Annotated in this window: 11 protein-coding genes and 2 pseudogenes; 5 read left to right on the top strand and 8 right to left on the bottom strand. The window is 61.2% G+C overall.

Going from position 1 to position 14,941, the window contains the following annotated elements:
* Positions 1-21: 21 nt before the first annotated feature.
* Positions 22-1,119, bottom strand: a complete 1,098-nt coding sequence (gene ddlA / locus RHM69_RS24690; protein ID WP_038448779.1) for a D-alanine--D-alanine ligase — start codon at positions 1,117-1,119, stop codon at positions 22-24.
* A 162-nt stretch (positions 1,120-1,281) separates the two neighbouring features.
* Between ddlA and RHM69_RS24685 the strand changes: the two genes are divergently transcribed.
* A complete protein-coding gene (locus RHM69_RS24685) occupies positions 1,282-2,091 on the top strand; it encodes an AraC family transcriptional regulator (RefSeq protein ID WP_060766646.1) in 810 nt (269 codons plus the stop codon).
* Positions 2,092-2,528: 437 nt separating this feature from the next.
* Entirely contained in the window at positions 2,529-2,765 is a 237-nt protein-coding gene (locus tag RHM69_RS24680) for a DUF6124 family protein (protein ID WP_014716802.1), read from the top strand.
* A gap of 131 nt (positions 2,766-2,896) precedes the next feature.
* Here the strand turns inward: RHM69_RS24680 and RHM69_RS24675 are convergent, their stop codons facing one another.
* The 4 genes and pseudogenes from RHM69_RS24675 to RHM69_RS24665 form a co-directional block, all read right to left on the bottom strand.
* On the bottom strand, positions 2,897-3,472 hold the full coding sequence (locus tag RHM69_RS24675) for a flavin reductase family protein (RefSeq protein ID WP_019817028.1): 576 nt from the start codon (positions 3,470-3,472) through the stop codon (positions 2,897-2,899).
* A 60-nt stretch (positions 3,473-3,532) separates the two neighbouring features.
* A pseudogene (locus tag RHM69_RS31175) lies at positions 3,533-3,964 on the bottom strand (methyl-accepting chemotaxis protein); the annotation flags it as partial.
* A 108-nt stretch (positions 3,965-4,072) separates the two neighbouring features.
* Positions 4,073-4,759: pseudogene (locus tag RHM69_RS31170) on the bottom strand (PAS domain-containing protein); the annotation flags it as partial.
* Positions 4,760-4,945: 186 nt separating this feature from the next.
* Positions 4,946-5,278: a DUF2790 domain-containing protein gene (locus RHM69_RS24665; protein WP_014716799.1), complete on the bottom strand. Its 333-nt coding sequence runs from the start codon at positions 5,276-5,278 to the stop codon at positions 4,946-4,948.
* Positions 5,279-5,504: 226 nt separating this feature from the next.
* On the opposite strand from RHM69_RS24665, the gene RHM69_RS24660 reads away from it, so the two are divergent.
* The 3 genes from RHM69_RS24660 (at position 5,505) to RHM69_RS24650 (ending at position 9,293) form a co-directional block, all read left to right on the top strand.
* Positions 5,505-6,824, top strand: a complete 1,320-nt coding sequence (locus tag RHM69_RS24660) for an OprD family porin (protein WP_014716798.1) — start codon at positions 5,505-5,507, stop codon at positions 6,822-6,824.
* 337 nt (positions 6,825-7,161) lie between these two features.
* A complete protein-coding gene (locus RHM69_RS24655; protein ID WP_014716797.1) occupies positions 7,162-7,836 on the top strand; it encodes a heavy metal response regulator transcription factor in 675 nt (224 codons plus the stop codon).
* Positions 7,833-9,293, top strand: coding sequence for a heavy metal sensor histidine kinase (locus RHM69_RS24650; RefSeq protein WP_014716796.1), 1,461 nt, complete (start codon positions 7,833-7,835; stop codon positions 9,291-9,293). Before RHM69_RS24655 ends, RHM69_RS24650 begins: the two co-directional genes overlap by 4 nt.
* Positions 9,294-9,352: 59 nt before the next feature.
* Here RHM69_RS24650 and RHM69_RS24645 read toward each other — a convergent pair whose 3' ends face one another.
* The 3 genes from RHM69_RS24645 to RHM69_RS24635 are packed head-to-tail and all read right to left on the bottom strand — an operon-like array spanning position 9,353 to position 14,867.
* Positions 9,353-12,496 (bottom strand): CusA/CzcA family heavy metal efflux RND transporter, encoded by a 3,144-nt coding sequence (locus RHM69_RS24645; protein WP_014716795.1) that lies wholly within the window; start codon positions 12,494-12,496, stop codon positions 9,353-9,355.
* 18 nt (positions 12,497-12,514) lie between these two features.
* Positions 12,515-13,621 carry an efflux RND transporter periplasmic adaptor subunit gene (locus RHM69_RS24640; RefSeq protein WP_014716794.1) on the bottom strand — a complete coding sequence of 369 codons (1,107 nt, stop codon included), beginning with the start codon at positions 13,619-13,621 and terminating at the stop codon, positions 12,515-12,517.
* A gap of 19 nt (positions 13,622-13,640) precedes the next feature.
* Positions 13,641-14,867 carry a TolC family protein gene (locus RHM69_RS24635; RefSeq protein WP_014716793.1) on the bottom strand — a complete coding sequence of 409 codons (1,227 nt, stop codon included), beginning with the start codon at positions 14,865-14,867 and terminating at the stop codon, positions 13,641-13,643.
* Positions 14,868-14,941: the final 74 nt, after the last annotated feature.

Raw genomic sequence — 14,941 nt, 5'->3', positions numbered from 1 at the left:
CGCGTTACTGCTTCGGGCCAATCACTGGCGGTTGATCTTCAAGCCCTTGCGCCCCGCATGCCGCTCCAGCGCCAGCTCGATCAACCGGCTCACCAGCTCGCTGTAGCTCATGCCTGCCGCCTGCCACAGCTTGGGGTACATGCTGATGCGGGTAAAACCGGGCAGTGAGTTGATCTCGTTGATCAGCACTTCGCCGTCCTGCGTCAGGAACACATCCACCCGCGCCAACCCGGCGCAGCCCAACACTTCAAACGCCTCAATGGCCAGGCTGCGGATCCGCTCGCTGGCGTCATGACTGATCGCCGCCGGCACCACCACCTGGGCGGCCTGGCCATCGATGTATTTGCTGTCGTAGGAATAGAAACCACTGCTCACCACGATCTCGCCACAACCGCTGGCGATGGGCTCGTCATTGCCCAGCACGGCGCATTCGATCTCACGGCCCTGGACGGCGGACTCCACCAGCACCTTCTCATCAAACCCCAACGCCAGTTCAACGGCAGCGCGGTACTCGGCTTCGCTGCCGACTTTGCTTACCCCCACCGACGAACCCTGGTTGGCGGGCTTGACGAACATCGGCACACCGAGCTTGCCAGCGGCCGTTTCAAAAGAGGTGCGCGCCGCATTAGCTCGCGTAAGGGTGATGAACGGCGTGACCGCAATGCCCGCGTCGCGCAGCAAGCGCTTGCTGATGTCTTTGTCCATGCACACCGCCGAGCCGAGCACGTCGGAACCGACGAAGGGCAAGTCCGCCATGCGCAGCAAGCCTTGCAGGCAACCGTCTTCACCGAGGGTGCCGTGGACAATCGGGAAGATCACGTCGATGTGTTCAAGCACGCCCTGGCCAGAGGTCTCTACCACTTGCTGGCTGGCCTTGCCGGGCACCACGGCCAATTCACGGTTGGACTGGTTGAGGGCGATGAGCGCCGGGTTTTCCTGGTTGAGCAGGAAGTTCGAGGTGTCATTAAGGTGCCAGTGACCGGCCTTGTCGATACCGATCAAAACCGGCTCGAAGCGTGAGCGATCAAGGGCATCGACAATGTTGCGCGCCGATTGCAGCGAGACCTCATGCTCAGCCGAACGCCCCCCAAAAATAATCCCTACCCGCACCTTGCTCATGACCCGGCCTCACTGTTGAAAGTAAGGCTTCTTACCATGGGTGGTCAGCGATTCGCTACCCGATGTGCATTGCCCAATACCTGCACAATCGTACAAGACCCCAGCAGACAACCGGTGCAGACTCAGTTAACGTGTTTCCACCTCCTTTTGTGACAAGTCACCATGGGCAACCCCATCCACTCCCTCGACTGGCTGCACCGCGCGCCCCACGCCAGTGGCCTTGACCGTATCGAGGCGTACTTTGCCGGCTTTGCCTTCGACCCTCATCGCCATGACACCTACGCCATCGGGCGCACGTTGTTCGGCGTACAGAGTTTTCATTATCGCGGCGGCACGACCCACAGCCTGCCTGGCACCACCATGGTGATCCACCCCGATGAAACCCATGACGGTCGCGCCGGCAGCGACGAAGGCTTCAAGTATCGGATGATTTATGTGGAGCCGGCGCTGATCCAGCAGATCCTCGGTGGCCAGCCGTTGCCGTTTATCCCCGGCGGCTTGTCCACCGACCCACGGCTGCACCGCGCCAGCGAAGTGTTGCTGCAGAGCCTGGATTGCCCGATAGACCCGATGCAAGAACAAGACGCTATGTTCGACCTGGCCCACGCGCTGAGCGCTGCGTCCGGGGCCCTCATTCGCCCTAAATCCTTCGACTACGTCGCGGCCGAACGCGCCCGTGAATTCATCCACAGCGCCCTGGGCCGCAGCATCACCCTCGATGAAATTGCCGACCATGCCGGCCGCGACCGGTGGGCGTTATCGCGGGATTTTCGTCTGTTGTTCGGCACCAGCCCCTACCGCTACCTGACCATGCGCCGGCTGGACCTGGTGCGCCACTTATTGGCCCAGGGCCAATCGTTGGTGGATGCGGCGATGACCGCAGGCTTTACCGACCAAAGCCACATGACCCGCCAATTTCGCAGCACCTACGGCATGCCGCCATCGCGTTGGGTGAAAATGCTCGGACGCTGAGTACTGGGTTGGACTGTGGGAGCTGGCTTGCCTGCGATGCAGACACCTAGGTGTATCAGGCACACCGCTATCGCAGGCAAGCCAGCTCCCACAGTTGGATGAGGTGGCGTTGCTGGCATTTGGTCATGGTTTGTAAAGGGCCAGCAAGCTGCGTCCCTTTAAATTGCAGGACGTTTCCGAGACAATCCCTGCCGCCTTGTGCCTGTTGGAATCGATGGCTAGTCTTCGGCCCGTCACTGCCTTTTCAGTGATCGGGTTTAGTCGCCCGGACTCTAATCAGGCGCATGGTCCTCCATGAGGTTTTATGGTGGCTGTGCGCAGGGCACCCTCGGGTGCGCCGGATTTTCCTGATTAGCCGGTCGACTAACCTGCGTACAGCCGCCACCCTTCGTTTAGTCGCGACTGGGCCGGCTTCTGCCTCAATCAGGAGTTACACCATGACCAAAGCACTTCCCGATCCACCCATGGATTGCCTAGTCGTCAATGAAGAACTCAGCTTCGAAGACGCTCAACTCTATATTTCCCATCTGATCAACAGCGCATCGGCCACGGTGTGGGACTGTTGCGATCACCTGCAACCCCACGACCGCGCCCGAATCCATGCCGTATGGCACTTGCTGGAGATGGCCAAGACCGTAGTAAACCGCACCCTCGAGTGCATGCCACGAACCTGAAGACACCATAAACCCCATGTGGGAGCTGGCTTGCCTGCGATGCAGACACCTCGGTACATCAGGTACACCGAGGTGATGCCATCGCAGGCAAGCCAGCTCCCACAGTTGATCTTCGTGGCTTTGCGCCTCTGTCAGAGCTGGCGCCCGACAATCGGTTGGCCAATGGCCAGGAAATTCCCGCCCGCCACATGGTGCAACGTGCGCAGTTCATCATGCCCCTCAAAATGCCAGCGGCCCTCGCTGAATACCCGCTCATCAGCATAGGCCGCGACCACTTCGCCCAGGAACAGGTCATAGGTCTGCTGATTATGCGGCTCGGGCAGCAAGCGGCATTCCAGCCAGGCCACGCAGCCTTCCAGCATCGGCGCCCCGGTGTGCTCACCGCTGAAAGTGTGCAGGCCATAGGCTGCGAATTTGTCGGTTTCAACGCCGCGGGTATTGCCCACCGTCTGCACCAGATCAGCCTGCGCAACACAAGGCACCTGCAGCACAAAAGTGCCGGCGCCTTCCAGTAGTTGGCGGGTCCAGGTGGCCTTGTCGAGCACCACCGCGACTTTCGGTGGTTCGAAATCCAGCGGCATGGCCCAGGCAGCGGCCATGATATTGCGCTGGCCGTTGTGGGCTGCACTCACCAACACGGTCGGCCCGTGGTTGAGCAAACGGTAAGCCTTGGACAGTGGTACGGGGCGACGGAACGTAGGGCTCATGGTCGATCAGCTCTGCAAGCGAGAAAAGACCTACGATACCTCAAGCACAAGCCCGACAGGTCAGCTCGACAGCTGATTGGCAAACTGCCCGACCGCACTCACCACCTTTTGCGCACCGTCCTGAATCTCGACGATCACGGTACCCGCCTCCGCCGCCAGGGCCAGGCCCTGCTCGGCTTGCGCACGACCGTCGGCCATCAAAGCCACCGCGTCGCGGGCCATGTCCTGGTTCTGGCGCACCACACCGACAATTTCCTCGGTGGCTTTGCTGGTGCGTGACGCCAATTGCCGCACTTCATCGGCCACCACCGCAAAGCCCCGCCCCTGTTCACCGGCACGCGCCGCTTCGATGGCGGCGTTGAGCGCCAAAAGGTTGGTTTGCTCGGCAATGCCGCTGATGGTCTTGACGATGCTGCCGATCACTTGGGACTGGGCATTCAGCGCCTCGATACCTTCGCCGGCCTGCTGCATGTGCTGGGCCAGGTCGCGCATCACGTCCACGGCCTGGGTGACCACAGTGGTACCGCGCTGGGCGCTGTCGTCGGTTTGCAACGAGGTGCTGTAGGCAATATTGGCGGCCTCGGCCACCGCCTGCTCGCGGTTGACCTGGTCGGTAATGACCGTGGCGAACTTGACCACTTTGTACAACCGCTCATTGGCGTCCAGCACCGGGTTGTAGGTGGCCTCCAACCACACCAGGCGGCCGTGGCTGTCCACGCGTTTGAAGCGCGCGGCGACGAACTCACCGGCGTTCAGGCGCTTCCAGAACTGTTGGTATTCGGCACTGTTGTATTCCTGTGGTTCACAGAACATACGGTGATGTTTGCCTTCGATCTGCGCCAGACTGTAACCCATGGCGCCGAGGAAGCGGTCATTGGCGGTGAGTACATGCCCCTCCAGATCGAACTCGATCAACGCGGTAGAACGCATCAGCGCGGTGATCAGGTTTTCATGTTCACGCGAACTCTCGATGGTGCGAGTAAGGTCGCTGGAGAACATCGAAAACTGCTTGATGCGCCCCTCAGAACTGCGCACCGGCTGCACGATTGAGCGCAACCAGGCTTCCTTGCCATTGCCGCGCATCAGGCGCACGGCGCCGGCAAAGTGTTCGCCGCGGGCCAGCGCGTGCTTGAAGCGCAGCTGGAACTCGTCCTGGCGCACGTGGGCCGGCACCAGGTCTTCGATCGCGCGCCCGACAATCTCGCCCAGCGAGTAAGCCAGCTCCTGCAGGAAGTTGGCATTGGCCCACTCCACACGGCCTTCAGGGTCCAGCGTCAGGCAGAGCATTTCGCTTTCCAGGCTCTCTTTCACCTGAAGCAAGCTCGACAATTCTTCGCGCAGAGCGGTCAGCTCCTGCTTCAGGCGGGTATTGAACATGGGGCACCGTTAGGCAAGTGAGGTGGGTGTACTCCCTTGCATCGGCGCTGCCGGGGTTTTCTGAAGAGCGCTTGAGCCCTGGGCCGAACTATATTTTCAACCGCCATTGTTACGGCATACGCCCATGACCTGATATTCCAGGGTATTGAGCTTGCCGCTGGAGTCTTCATAGGTCATGCGCGACGGCACGGCGTTGCACGAGCGGATCGGCGGCGTCACGTTGACGACCTTGGCAATGTCCAGGTCCATGCCATAGCGGTACGCCTGGACCTCGGGCACCGGCTTGCCTTTTTTGATGGCGTAGGCGGCCATGGCTTTCTCATTGCGCTCCATCATCAGGGCAAAGGTGCGATCCCCACCCCCTTCGGCCAGTGCGCCGAATGACAACACAGCCGTTAATACAGCCAAACCTGCTTTATAAAAGTTCATCGCGGTTTCCTCGACTGAAAAGTTCAGTGTCGAGATTAACCAACCCACCCTGACGCCAGGTTCACCAGAACATTACTTATTTGTTAGATGGCCGTTAGTTTCCAGAATTGTAATCTTCGCGCCATGCAGCTGTTATCCGTCGTTTGCAACTATCAGCCAGGGCCAGATCAATAAAAACGCCCGCCTCTATAAGAAGCCGATAACTGCCATCACCGAGGAGCGCATCATGAGCATTCGTCATTACACCCTTCCCTTTTCACTGATGGCTGCACTGCCCATGGCCGCCTTGGCGGTGGAGGACAAGCCCGAAGGTTTTATCGAGGGCAGCCGCATCAACGTGCTGGCACGCAATTTCTACTTCAACCGCGATGACCGCAAAGGCCAGTCCAGCCCCACTGGCAATGGTTACTCCGAAGCCTGGGCCCAGGGCTTTATCGGCAAATTCGAATCCGGTTTTACCCAGGGCACCGTGGGTTTTGGCCTGGACGCGTTCGCCATGTACGGCCTCACACTTGACTCGGGCAGCGGCCGCAGCGGCGGCAAAGGTTCGTTCGGCGTGCTGCCGGTGAACAGCGACAACCAGCCGGAAGACAGCTACAGCAAAATCGGCGGCGCGGCGAAACTGCGCGTGCTGGACACGGTGATCAAGGCCGGCGACGTGTTCCCACTCACCCCGGTGGTGGCCTACGGCGACTCTCGCCTGTTGCCCGAGAGCTTTCGCGGCGTCACCCTGCAAAACACCAGCCTGGAAGGCTTGAGCCTGCAAGGCGGGCGCCTGAGCGGCATGAGCCAGCCCAGTGAAAGCGGCATGAACAAAGGCTTTGCCACCTTCTATGCAGGCAAGGTCGACTCGCCCTGGATCGCCTACTTCGGCGGTGACTACCAGCTCAACAGCCATCTGGGCTTTAGCCTGTACAGCAGCCGCTTGAAGGACGCCTGGGATCAGTACTACTTCGGCAGCAATGCCAATTACGCATTGACCGACGACGTGTCATTGTTCGGCGACTTCAACTACTACAAGGCCGTGGACGAAGGCCAGAAACGGCTCGGCGAGTTCGACAACAACATCTGGAGCGCCAGGCTCGGGGTCAAGGTCGGTGCCCACAGCCTGGCCGTGTCGCACCAGCGCAACAACGGCGACGATGATTTTGATTACCTGCGCCAGTCAGACTCGATCTTCCTCAACAACTCCATCCAGTACAGCGACTTCAACGCGCCCAAGGAGCGCTCATGGATGCTGCGCTACGACCTGGACATGCAGGCGTTCGGCATTCCCGGCCTGTCGTTCATGACCCGCTACGGCAAAGGCACCGGCGCCGAATATAGCAACGCCAATGCCGTGTATATGCGCCGCGATGCAGCGGGTAACCCCTTGACCGATCAACGCCGCTGGGAACGGGATATCGAGGCCAAGTACGTGGTGCAAAGTGGGCGTTTGAAAGATTTGTCCCTGCGCTTGCGCCAGGCCACCGTGCGCTCCAGTGCGTTCGAGTCAGACCTGGAAGAAGTTCGTCTGATTGCCGAATACCCATTGGTCGTGCTGTAGCCCTTACATTCGCTCGCGATTAACTAACATCTGTTCACAAATAGCCAGTTATCAAAATTGTAATATTGGCCTCAGCTTCTCGTTAAGTGGAACTTTCTATACTCGCTTCAACTTATTCACCCGAGCACATTCATCTCTGAAGCTTTTGTGTAGCTCCTTTGGAAAGAGATGAATTTTTAACGCCCCGCTTGGGGCGTTTTTTTTGCCTGCGACACATGCGACCGACGGTCGCAGTTGACCCTAAAGCTACTTTAGCCTTCAGACTTTTCCCACTTCCGAAACCGCCGCCATAGGGACATGGGCGCCTTCTCTCCCCCTAATTCAAGAGGTAACCCCCATGCGTATTCTTGTGGTTGAAGACGAGCAGAAAACCGCCGACTACCTGCAACAGGGCTTGAACGAAAGTGGCTACGTGGTCGACTGCGCCGCCAATGGCGTCGACGGCCTGCACCTGGCAGGGCAACACGCCTATGAACTGGTGATTCTGGACGTCAACCTGCCGGGCAAGGATGGCTGGCAAGTACTGGAAGAATTGCGCCGCAACGGCACCCAGCGCGTGATGATGCTCACCGCCCGTGGCCGGCTGGCTGACAAGATCAAGGGCCTGGACATGGGCGCCGACGATTACCTGGTCAAGCCGTTCGAGTTTCCCGAACTGCTGGCCCGCGTGCGCACCTTGATGCGTCGCAGCGAGCACATTCCACAGCCGGAAGTGTTCCGCGTCTCGGACCTGGAACTGGACCCGCGCCGCCACCGCGCTTATCGCGGCACCCGGCGCATCGACCTGACCACCAAGGAGTTCGCCCTGTTGCAAGTGCTGATGCGCCAGGCCGGCGAAGTGCTGACCCGCACACAGATTATTTCCCTGGTCTGGGACATGAATTTCGACTGCGACACCAACGTGGTCGAAGTCTCCATCAGCCGCCTGCGCGCCAAGGTGGATGACCAGAGCGAGGTCAAGCTGATCCACACCATTCGCGGCGTGGGCTACGTGCTGGAAGCGCGCCCATGAAGACCGGCAGCCTGTCGATGCGCCTGGGCTTGACGGTCAGCCTGATGGGCGCGGGCCTGGTGTTGCTGCTGGCGACCCTGGCCTACCTGGCCCTCACCCATGAGCTGGAAAAACTCGCGCGCAAGAACCTGGAAAGCAAAATGGAACAGATCCAGCACAGCCTGGCCCTGGGCCTGGACGCCCACGCCATTCGCGGCCGGCCGCACTCGCTGATGGACCTGGTGATCGGCCACGACAATTTCCACCTGACCATCGTCGGTACCGCGCCCGATAACAGCGTGCTGCTGAACGTCGGCAGCAAGCCCCAGGAGCCACTGCTCACCGACTTCAAGCCACGGGAAACCCTGGGCTATCTCAATTGGGTCGACAGCTACGGCAACCAGATACTCAGTGCCTCCAGCTTGATGCGCCTGGCCAACGGTGAACGCGTGCGGGTGCTGCTGTCCCTGGACCGCATGGACGACCAGGCATTGCTCAGTGCCTACCTGCGCGCCACGCTGATTGCGTTGCCGCTACTGCTGATACTGATTGGCATGGGCGCCTGGTGGCTGGTGCAACGGGGCCTGGCACCGTTGAAGCAGTTCAGCCAGGTGGCGGCGAAAGTCACCACCCAAGACCTCACCCATCGCTTGTCTGTGGACAACCTGCCCCACGAACTGGGTGAACTGGCCCACGGCATCAACGTGATGCTCGACCGCCTGGACGCCGGGGTGCAGCAACTCTCGCAATTCTCCGATGACCTGGCCCACGAACTGCGCGCGCCCTTGACCAACCTGATGGGCAAGGCCCAGTTGACCCTGTCGCGCCAGCGCCCGCCGCAGGAATACAAGGCGGTGCTGGAATCCAACACCGAAGAGCTCGAACGCCTGGCGCGGATTGTCAGCGACATGCTGTTTCTGGCGCAGGTCAGCCACCCGGCGGCCCGGGCCTCATTCACCGAGGTGTCCCTGGCGCAGGAAGCCCAGCGGGTGATGGAGTTGTTTGCCCTGAGTGCCGAAGACAAACACATCACCCTGAGCCTGCGCGGCGATGCCTGGGTGACGGGCGATCGGCTGATGATCCAGCGGGCGATTTCCAACTTGCTCTCCAATGCCATTCGCCACACACCCGAGGCCTCTACCGTGTTGCTGTTGGTGGAGACCTACGAGCAGAGCGTATCGCTGTCGGTGGGCAACCCGGGGCGAGGCATTGAAGCGCACCACCTGCCGCACCTGTTCGAACGTTTCTACCGCGCCGACAGCAGCCGTACCCGTGCCGAGGGCGGCACCGGGCTGGGGCTGGCCATCGTGAAATCGATCATGCATTTGCATCAGGGGCATGCTCATGTCACCAGCCAGCCTGGGCGTTTTACGCGGTTCAGCCTGGTGTTTCCCCAGGCTCTGGAAGCACCGTTGGCCCCCTGTGGGAGCGGGCTTGCCCGCGAAGGCGGTGTATCCGTCAGTACAGGTATCGACTGACCCGGCGCATTCGCGAGCAAGCCCGCTCCCCCAGGGGGGTTGCGGCGTTTTCACGGTTGTCAGGCGGTCTCTTCATCGCGGCGATGAGCCCATTGGTACAACGCCGGCAGCACCAGCAAGGTCAGCAAGGTCGAAGAAATAATCCCGCCAATCACCACTGTCGCCAATGGGCGCTGCACTTCGGCACCGGTGCCGGTGGCGAGCGCCATGGGGATAAACCCCAGGGACGCCACCAGCGCGGTCATCAGCACCGGGCGCAGACGGGTCAACGCGCCTTCGTGGATCGCCACCGATAATGAGCGACCTTCCTCGCGCAGGTTTCGGATGAAGGCGATCATCACCAGGCCATTAAGCACCGCAACGCCCGACAAGGCGATAAAGCCCACCCCCGCTGAAATCGACAACGGAATATCGCGCAGCCACAGCGCCATGATCCCGCCGGTGAGCGCGAATGGGATGCCGGTAAACACCAGCAGGCCGTCCTTGAGGTTGTTGAACATCATGAACAGCAACCCGAACACCAACAGCAAGGCCACCGGCACCACGATGCGCAAGCGTTCAGAAGCCTCCTTCAACTGTTCGAACTGGCCGCCCCAGGTGGTCCAGTAACCGGCGGGGACTTTCACCTGGGTGGTGATGGCGGCTTCGGCCTCCTCGACAAACGAGCCGATATCGCGCCCGCGCACGTTGGCGCTGACGATCACCAGGCGCTTGCCGTTCTCGCGGCTGATCTGGTTGGGGCCCAGCACCAGGTCGAGGCTGGCAACCTGGGACAAGGCGATAAAGCCCAACTGCCCCGAGGTACTACTCGCCAGCGCCGGCACCGGGATCAACAGGCGTGACAAGCCGTCGATATCGGTGCGCAACGTATCGGACAAGCGCACCACCATGTCAAAACGCCGATCACCCTCGTACAGCGTACCGGCCTGGCGCCCACCGACCGCGACGGCGATGGTGTCCTGCACATCACCTACATTCAGGCCAAAGCGAGCGGCCTTGTCGCGGTCGATATTGATGGTCAGCACCGGCAGGCCGGAGGTCTGTTCCACCTTCACTTCCGAGGCGCCGTTGAGCTTCTGCAAGGTCTCGGCGATTTCCCCGGCAGTCTGGTTGAGCACCGCCATATCATCGCCAAACACCTTCACCGCCACATCGCTACGCACTCCGGAAATCAGCTCATTGAAACGCAACTGGATCGGCTGCGACAGCTCATACACGCTGCCCGGCACAATCGCGCTGGCCCGTTGGATGTCAGCGATAATTGCCTCGCGGGACTTCTTCGGGTTCGGCCATTGGTCCTTGGGTTTGAGCATCACGTAGCTGTCGGAAATATTCGGCGGCATCGGGTCGGAGGCGATTTCCGCCGTACCGGTGCGTGCAAACACCCGCTCGATTTCCGGCACTTGGGCCAGTAAGGTTTTTTCCAGTTGCTGCTGCATCTGCACCGATTGGGTCAGGCTGGTGCCGGGCACACGCAGCGCCTGCTGGGCAAAGTCGCCTTCGCTGAGGCTGGGGATAAATTCACTGCCCATGCGGCTGGCAACCAGACCCGAGACGACGATGCTGAGTGCGGCCAGGCCGAACACCAAGGGCCGACGCACCATCACCCAGTTGAGCACCGGGTCATACACCCGGCGTGCACTGCGCATCACAATGTTTTCTTCTTCCTTGACCTTGCCGGTGACAAACAACGCAATCGCCGCCGGTACGAAGGTCACCGACAGAATCATCGCGCCGAGCAAGGCAATCACCACCGTGAAGGCCATGGGGTGGAACATCTTCCCGGCCACGCCCGTGAGAGCGAAGATCGGCAGGTACACCACCATGATGATCAACTGCCCGAAGATCAGCGCACGTCGCGCCTCCTTGGCCGCGGCGAACACTTCGTGCAGGCGTTCACTGCGGGTCAGCAACCGGCCATGACGGTGTTGCGCATGAGCCAGACGGCGGATGGCGTTCTCGACGATCACCACCGCACCGTCAACGATAATGCCGAAGTCCAGCGCGCCCAGGCTCATCAGGTTGGCGCTGACTTTGTTGGTGAACATGCCGGTGAAGGTGAACAGCATCGCCAGCGGAATCACCATCGCCGTGATCAGCGCTGCACGGATATTACCCAGGAACAGGAACAACACCGCCACCACCAGCAACGCACCTTCGAAGAGGTTTTTCTTCACCGTGGCGATGGCTTTTTCCACCAGGTTGGTGCGGTCGTAGACGGTGACGGCCACCACACCTTCGGGCAGCGAGCGGTTGATCTCCTCAAGCTTTTTCGCCACCGCCTGGGACACGCTGCGGCTGTTCTCGCCGATCAACATGAACACCGTGCCCAGCACCACCTCACGGCCGTTTTCGGTGGCAGCGCCGGTACGCAGCTCACGACCAATGTCGACCTGGGCCACATTGCGCACGCGGATCGGCGTGCCGTCCGAGGTGGTGATGACAATGTTGGCGATGTCGTCGATAGACGCCACCTGGCCCGGCGCGCGGATCAACAACTGTTCGCCGCTGCGCTCGATGTAACCGGCGCCGACGTTGGCATTGTTGCGCTCCAGCGCCGTGACCAGATCGTTGAGCGTCAGGTTGTAGGCGGCCAGGCGCTTGGGGTCTGGCGCAATCTGGTATTCCTTGGCGAAGCCGCCGATGGTATTGATCTCGGCCACGCCTGGCACGTTGCGCAGCTGCGGTTTGATGATCCAATCCTGGATCACCCGCAGGTCGGTGGGGGTGTAAGGCGTACCGTCCTCTTTGCGCACACCGTCCTCGGCTTCGACGGTCCATAGGAAAATTTCCCCCAGGCCAGTGGAAATCGGCCCCATCGCAGTTTCGATGCCGTCGGGCAATTGCTCGCGCGCCACTTGCAGACGCTCGTTGACCAGTTGGCGGGCAAAGAACAGGTCGGTGCCGTCCTTGAAAATCACCGTGACCTGGGACAAACCGGAACGCGACAGCGAACGCGTCTGCTGCAGGCCCGGCAGGCCGGCCATGGCCGTCTCGATGGGAAAGGTAATGCGCTGCTCGGTTTCCAGCGGCGAAAAACCGGCCGCCGCCGAGTTGATCTGCACCTGTACGTTGGTGATGTCAGGTACCGCGTCGATGGGCAGTTTCTGATAGCTGGCGATGCCGACACCGGCCATCAACAGCACCGCCAGCAACACGATAATGCGCTGCTCGATGGCGAATTGGATAAGGCGCTCAAACATGGGGAATCACTCGCAGGATCAATGGGCGTGTTCGGCCGAGCCTTTGCCCAGTTCGGACTTGAGGATGAAGCTGCCAGCCGTCGCCACCTGCGCGCCGGCCTCCAGGCCTTTACGCACTTCGACGTAACCGTTTTCACTGACGCCCAGTTCAAGATGGCGGGTGATAAAGCCGTCCGCCGTGCGCACAAACACCGAGGGTTTGTCCTCGACGGTCTGGATAGCGGTTTGCGGCACGGTCACCTTGGCCTGGTAGGTATCGGTGGCCACTTGCACGGCCACGAACAAGCCCGGGCGCCAGGCGTCGTCAGGGTTGGGGACCGTCACCCGCACGGTAGCGGTGCGCGTCTGCTCACCGAGCAAGTTGCCCACATAGGCCACGGTACCCAGCACTTCGGTGCCCATTTCCGTCGAGCTGACTTTCACCGGTTTGCCCACGCGAACCTTGTTCAAGTCTTTGGGAAATACGCCGAAGGTGACCCACACCTGGGACAGGTCCGAGAGGGTGAAGGCATTGCTGGTTTCACTGACCACCTCGCCCACCCCCAGGTGTTTTTCCACCACCACACCGGCGAAGGGCGCACGCAGTTCATAACGATTGCCGCCGGCCAATACGGCAGTGCCGCTGAGCGCAGTCATTTTTTGCCGCGCATTGTTCAGGGCGATTTCGGCTTCTTGCAGAGTTTGCCGCGCCAGCAGGTAATCCTGTTCGGCAGAGATTTTGTCCTGCCACAACTGACGCTCGCGCTTGAAGGTAGTGCGCGCCAGTTCGACCCGGCGCTCGCTGGAGGCCAATTCGCTGCGCTGGTCGGAAATCTGCTGGCTGGCGATCACCGCCAACAGTTCGCCCTTCTTCACCGACTGGCCCAGGTTGACCTTCACCGCCTCCACCACGCCCGCCGCACGGGGCACGATGTGGGAGGTACGGTCTTCATCAAAACGCACCTCGCCCGGCAGCGTCAGCACGGTGCTGATGGCACGCGGTTGCGCCTGGGCCAACTGGATGCCGGCGGCTTGAATCTGCTGCTCGGTGAGTTCGAGCTTGCCTTCTTCTTCCTCGGCGTGGGCGAAGCCGGAAAGCATCAGGCCCAGGGCGACGGCGAGCGCCATGCCATGTTTTTTGTTCATCAGGAGACTCCAGGAAAAATCAAAAGCGGGCGAGGTCGCCGTAAATGCGTTCGATGCGTACCCAGGCCTCGGTGGCCTGGGCGGTGGCCGCAAGGTATTGGGTGCGGGCCGCGATCAAGGTGCGCTGGGCGTCGAGCACGTCGAGGAAGTTGAACTTGCCCATCTCGAAGCCACGGGTGGCGCTGTCTACCGCACTTTGTGCGGCGGGCAGGATCTGCTGGTTGAACGCGCGCACTTCGGTATTCGCGGTCTGCCACAGGTCCAGGGCCTGGCGGGTTTCGGTGCGCAGGCGCAGTTCGGCGGCGTTGCGCAGGTCGCGGGCCTGGTCGGCGCGTCGGGTGGCCGCGAGGATGTTGCCCTGGTTGCGGTTGAACAACGGGATCGGCATCGACACGCCCACCAGGTTCACCCGTTCGCGCACGCTGGCGTCGTATTGGCTGCCGATGGACACGTCCAGGTCCGGAATGCGCTGGGCTTTTTCCAGGCCCACGCTGGCTTCGTTCTGCACAATGTTGAGTTCGGCCAGGCGCAATTCGGCGGTCTGCTCAAGGCGTGCCAACAATGGCGCGGCGGCGGGTAACGCCGGTACGGAAGTGCTTGGCGTGGCGACGACCTGGAAGTCGGTGGCGGCGCTGCCGGTGCTGGTGGCCAGACGACGGTAGGCGTCAGTGAGGCCGATCTGGGCGCGGTTCAATTCCAGACGGATTTGCGACACCTGCACCTGGGCGCGAGTGGCTTCCACGGGTGACGACTTGCCAGCAGTGACGCGCCCGTTGGCGACCACCAGGCCGCGCTCGGCAAGCGTCATGGAGCGTTGCGCCAGGTCAAGGCGTTCCTGGGCGCGCAGGGCGCCGTAGTAGCTGTCGATGACCTCGGCGCGCAACAAGTTGCGGCGCTGCTCCAGGGTCAGCGCGGCGGCATCCTGGGCGCGGGTGGCCACTTCGATACGCGCACCGCGCTTGCCGCCCAGTTCCAGGGTCTGGCTGAGTTTGATGCTGGTGGTGCGGCTGTTGCGGCGGGTGTCTTCGGCGTCCCAGGAGGCCACCGGATTGGGGATCAAGCCGGCCTGTTGGCGGCCGCCTTCGGCGATGTCGATTTCCCATTGTGCGGCCGCCAGGTCCGGGTTGTTGGCGAAGGCGGTTTGCAAGGCAGCATCGAGGGTGAGGGGTTGTGTCTGGGCGGCGTTTGCGGATATCCACACTACCAATGCCGCCGCCCCCAACAGTGTTCTAACAAAAATTGCCATAACGAGAGTTCCACGCCCATGAAGTCGCTGAGGTTTCCCAGCGGGGGCAATGTAGCTTTCGGTACTTATCAGGG

Origin of the sequence: Pseudomonas sp. CCI1.1 (assembly GCF_034348165.1) — a bacterium.
GTDB lineage: Bacteria > Pseudomonadota > Gammaproteobacteria > Pseudomonadales > Pseudomonadaceae > Aquipseudomonas > Aquipseudomonas paracarnis.
The sequence above is the reverse complement of the archived record's forward strand: the minus strand, read 5'-3'. Positions and strand labels throughout refer to the sequence as shown.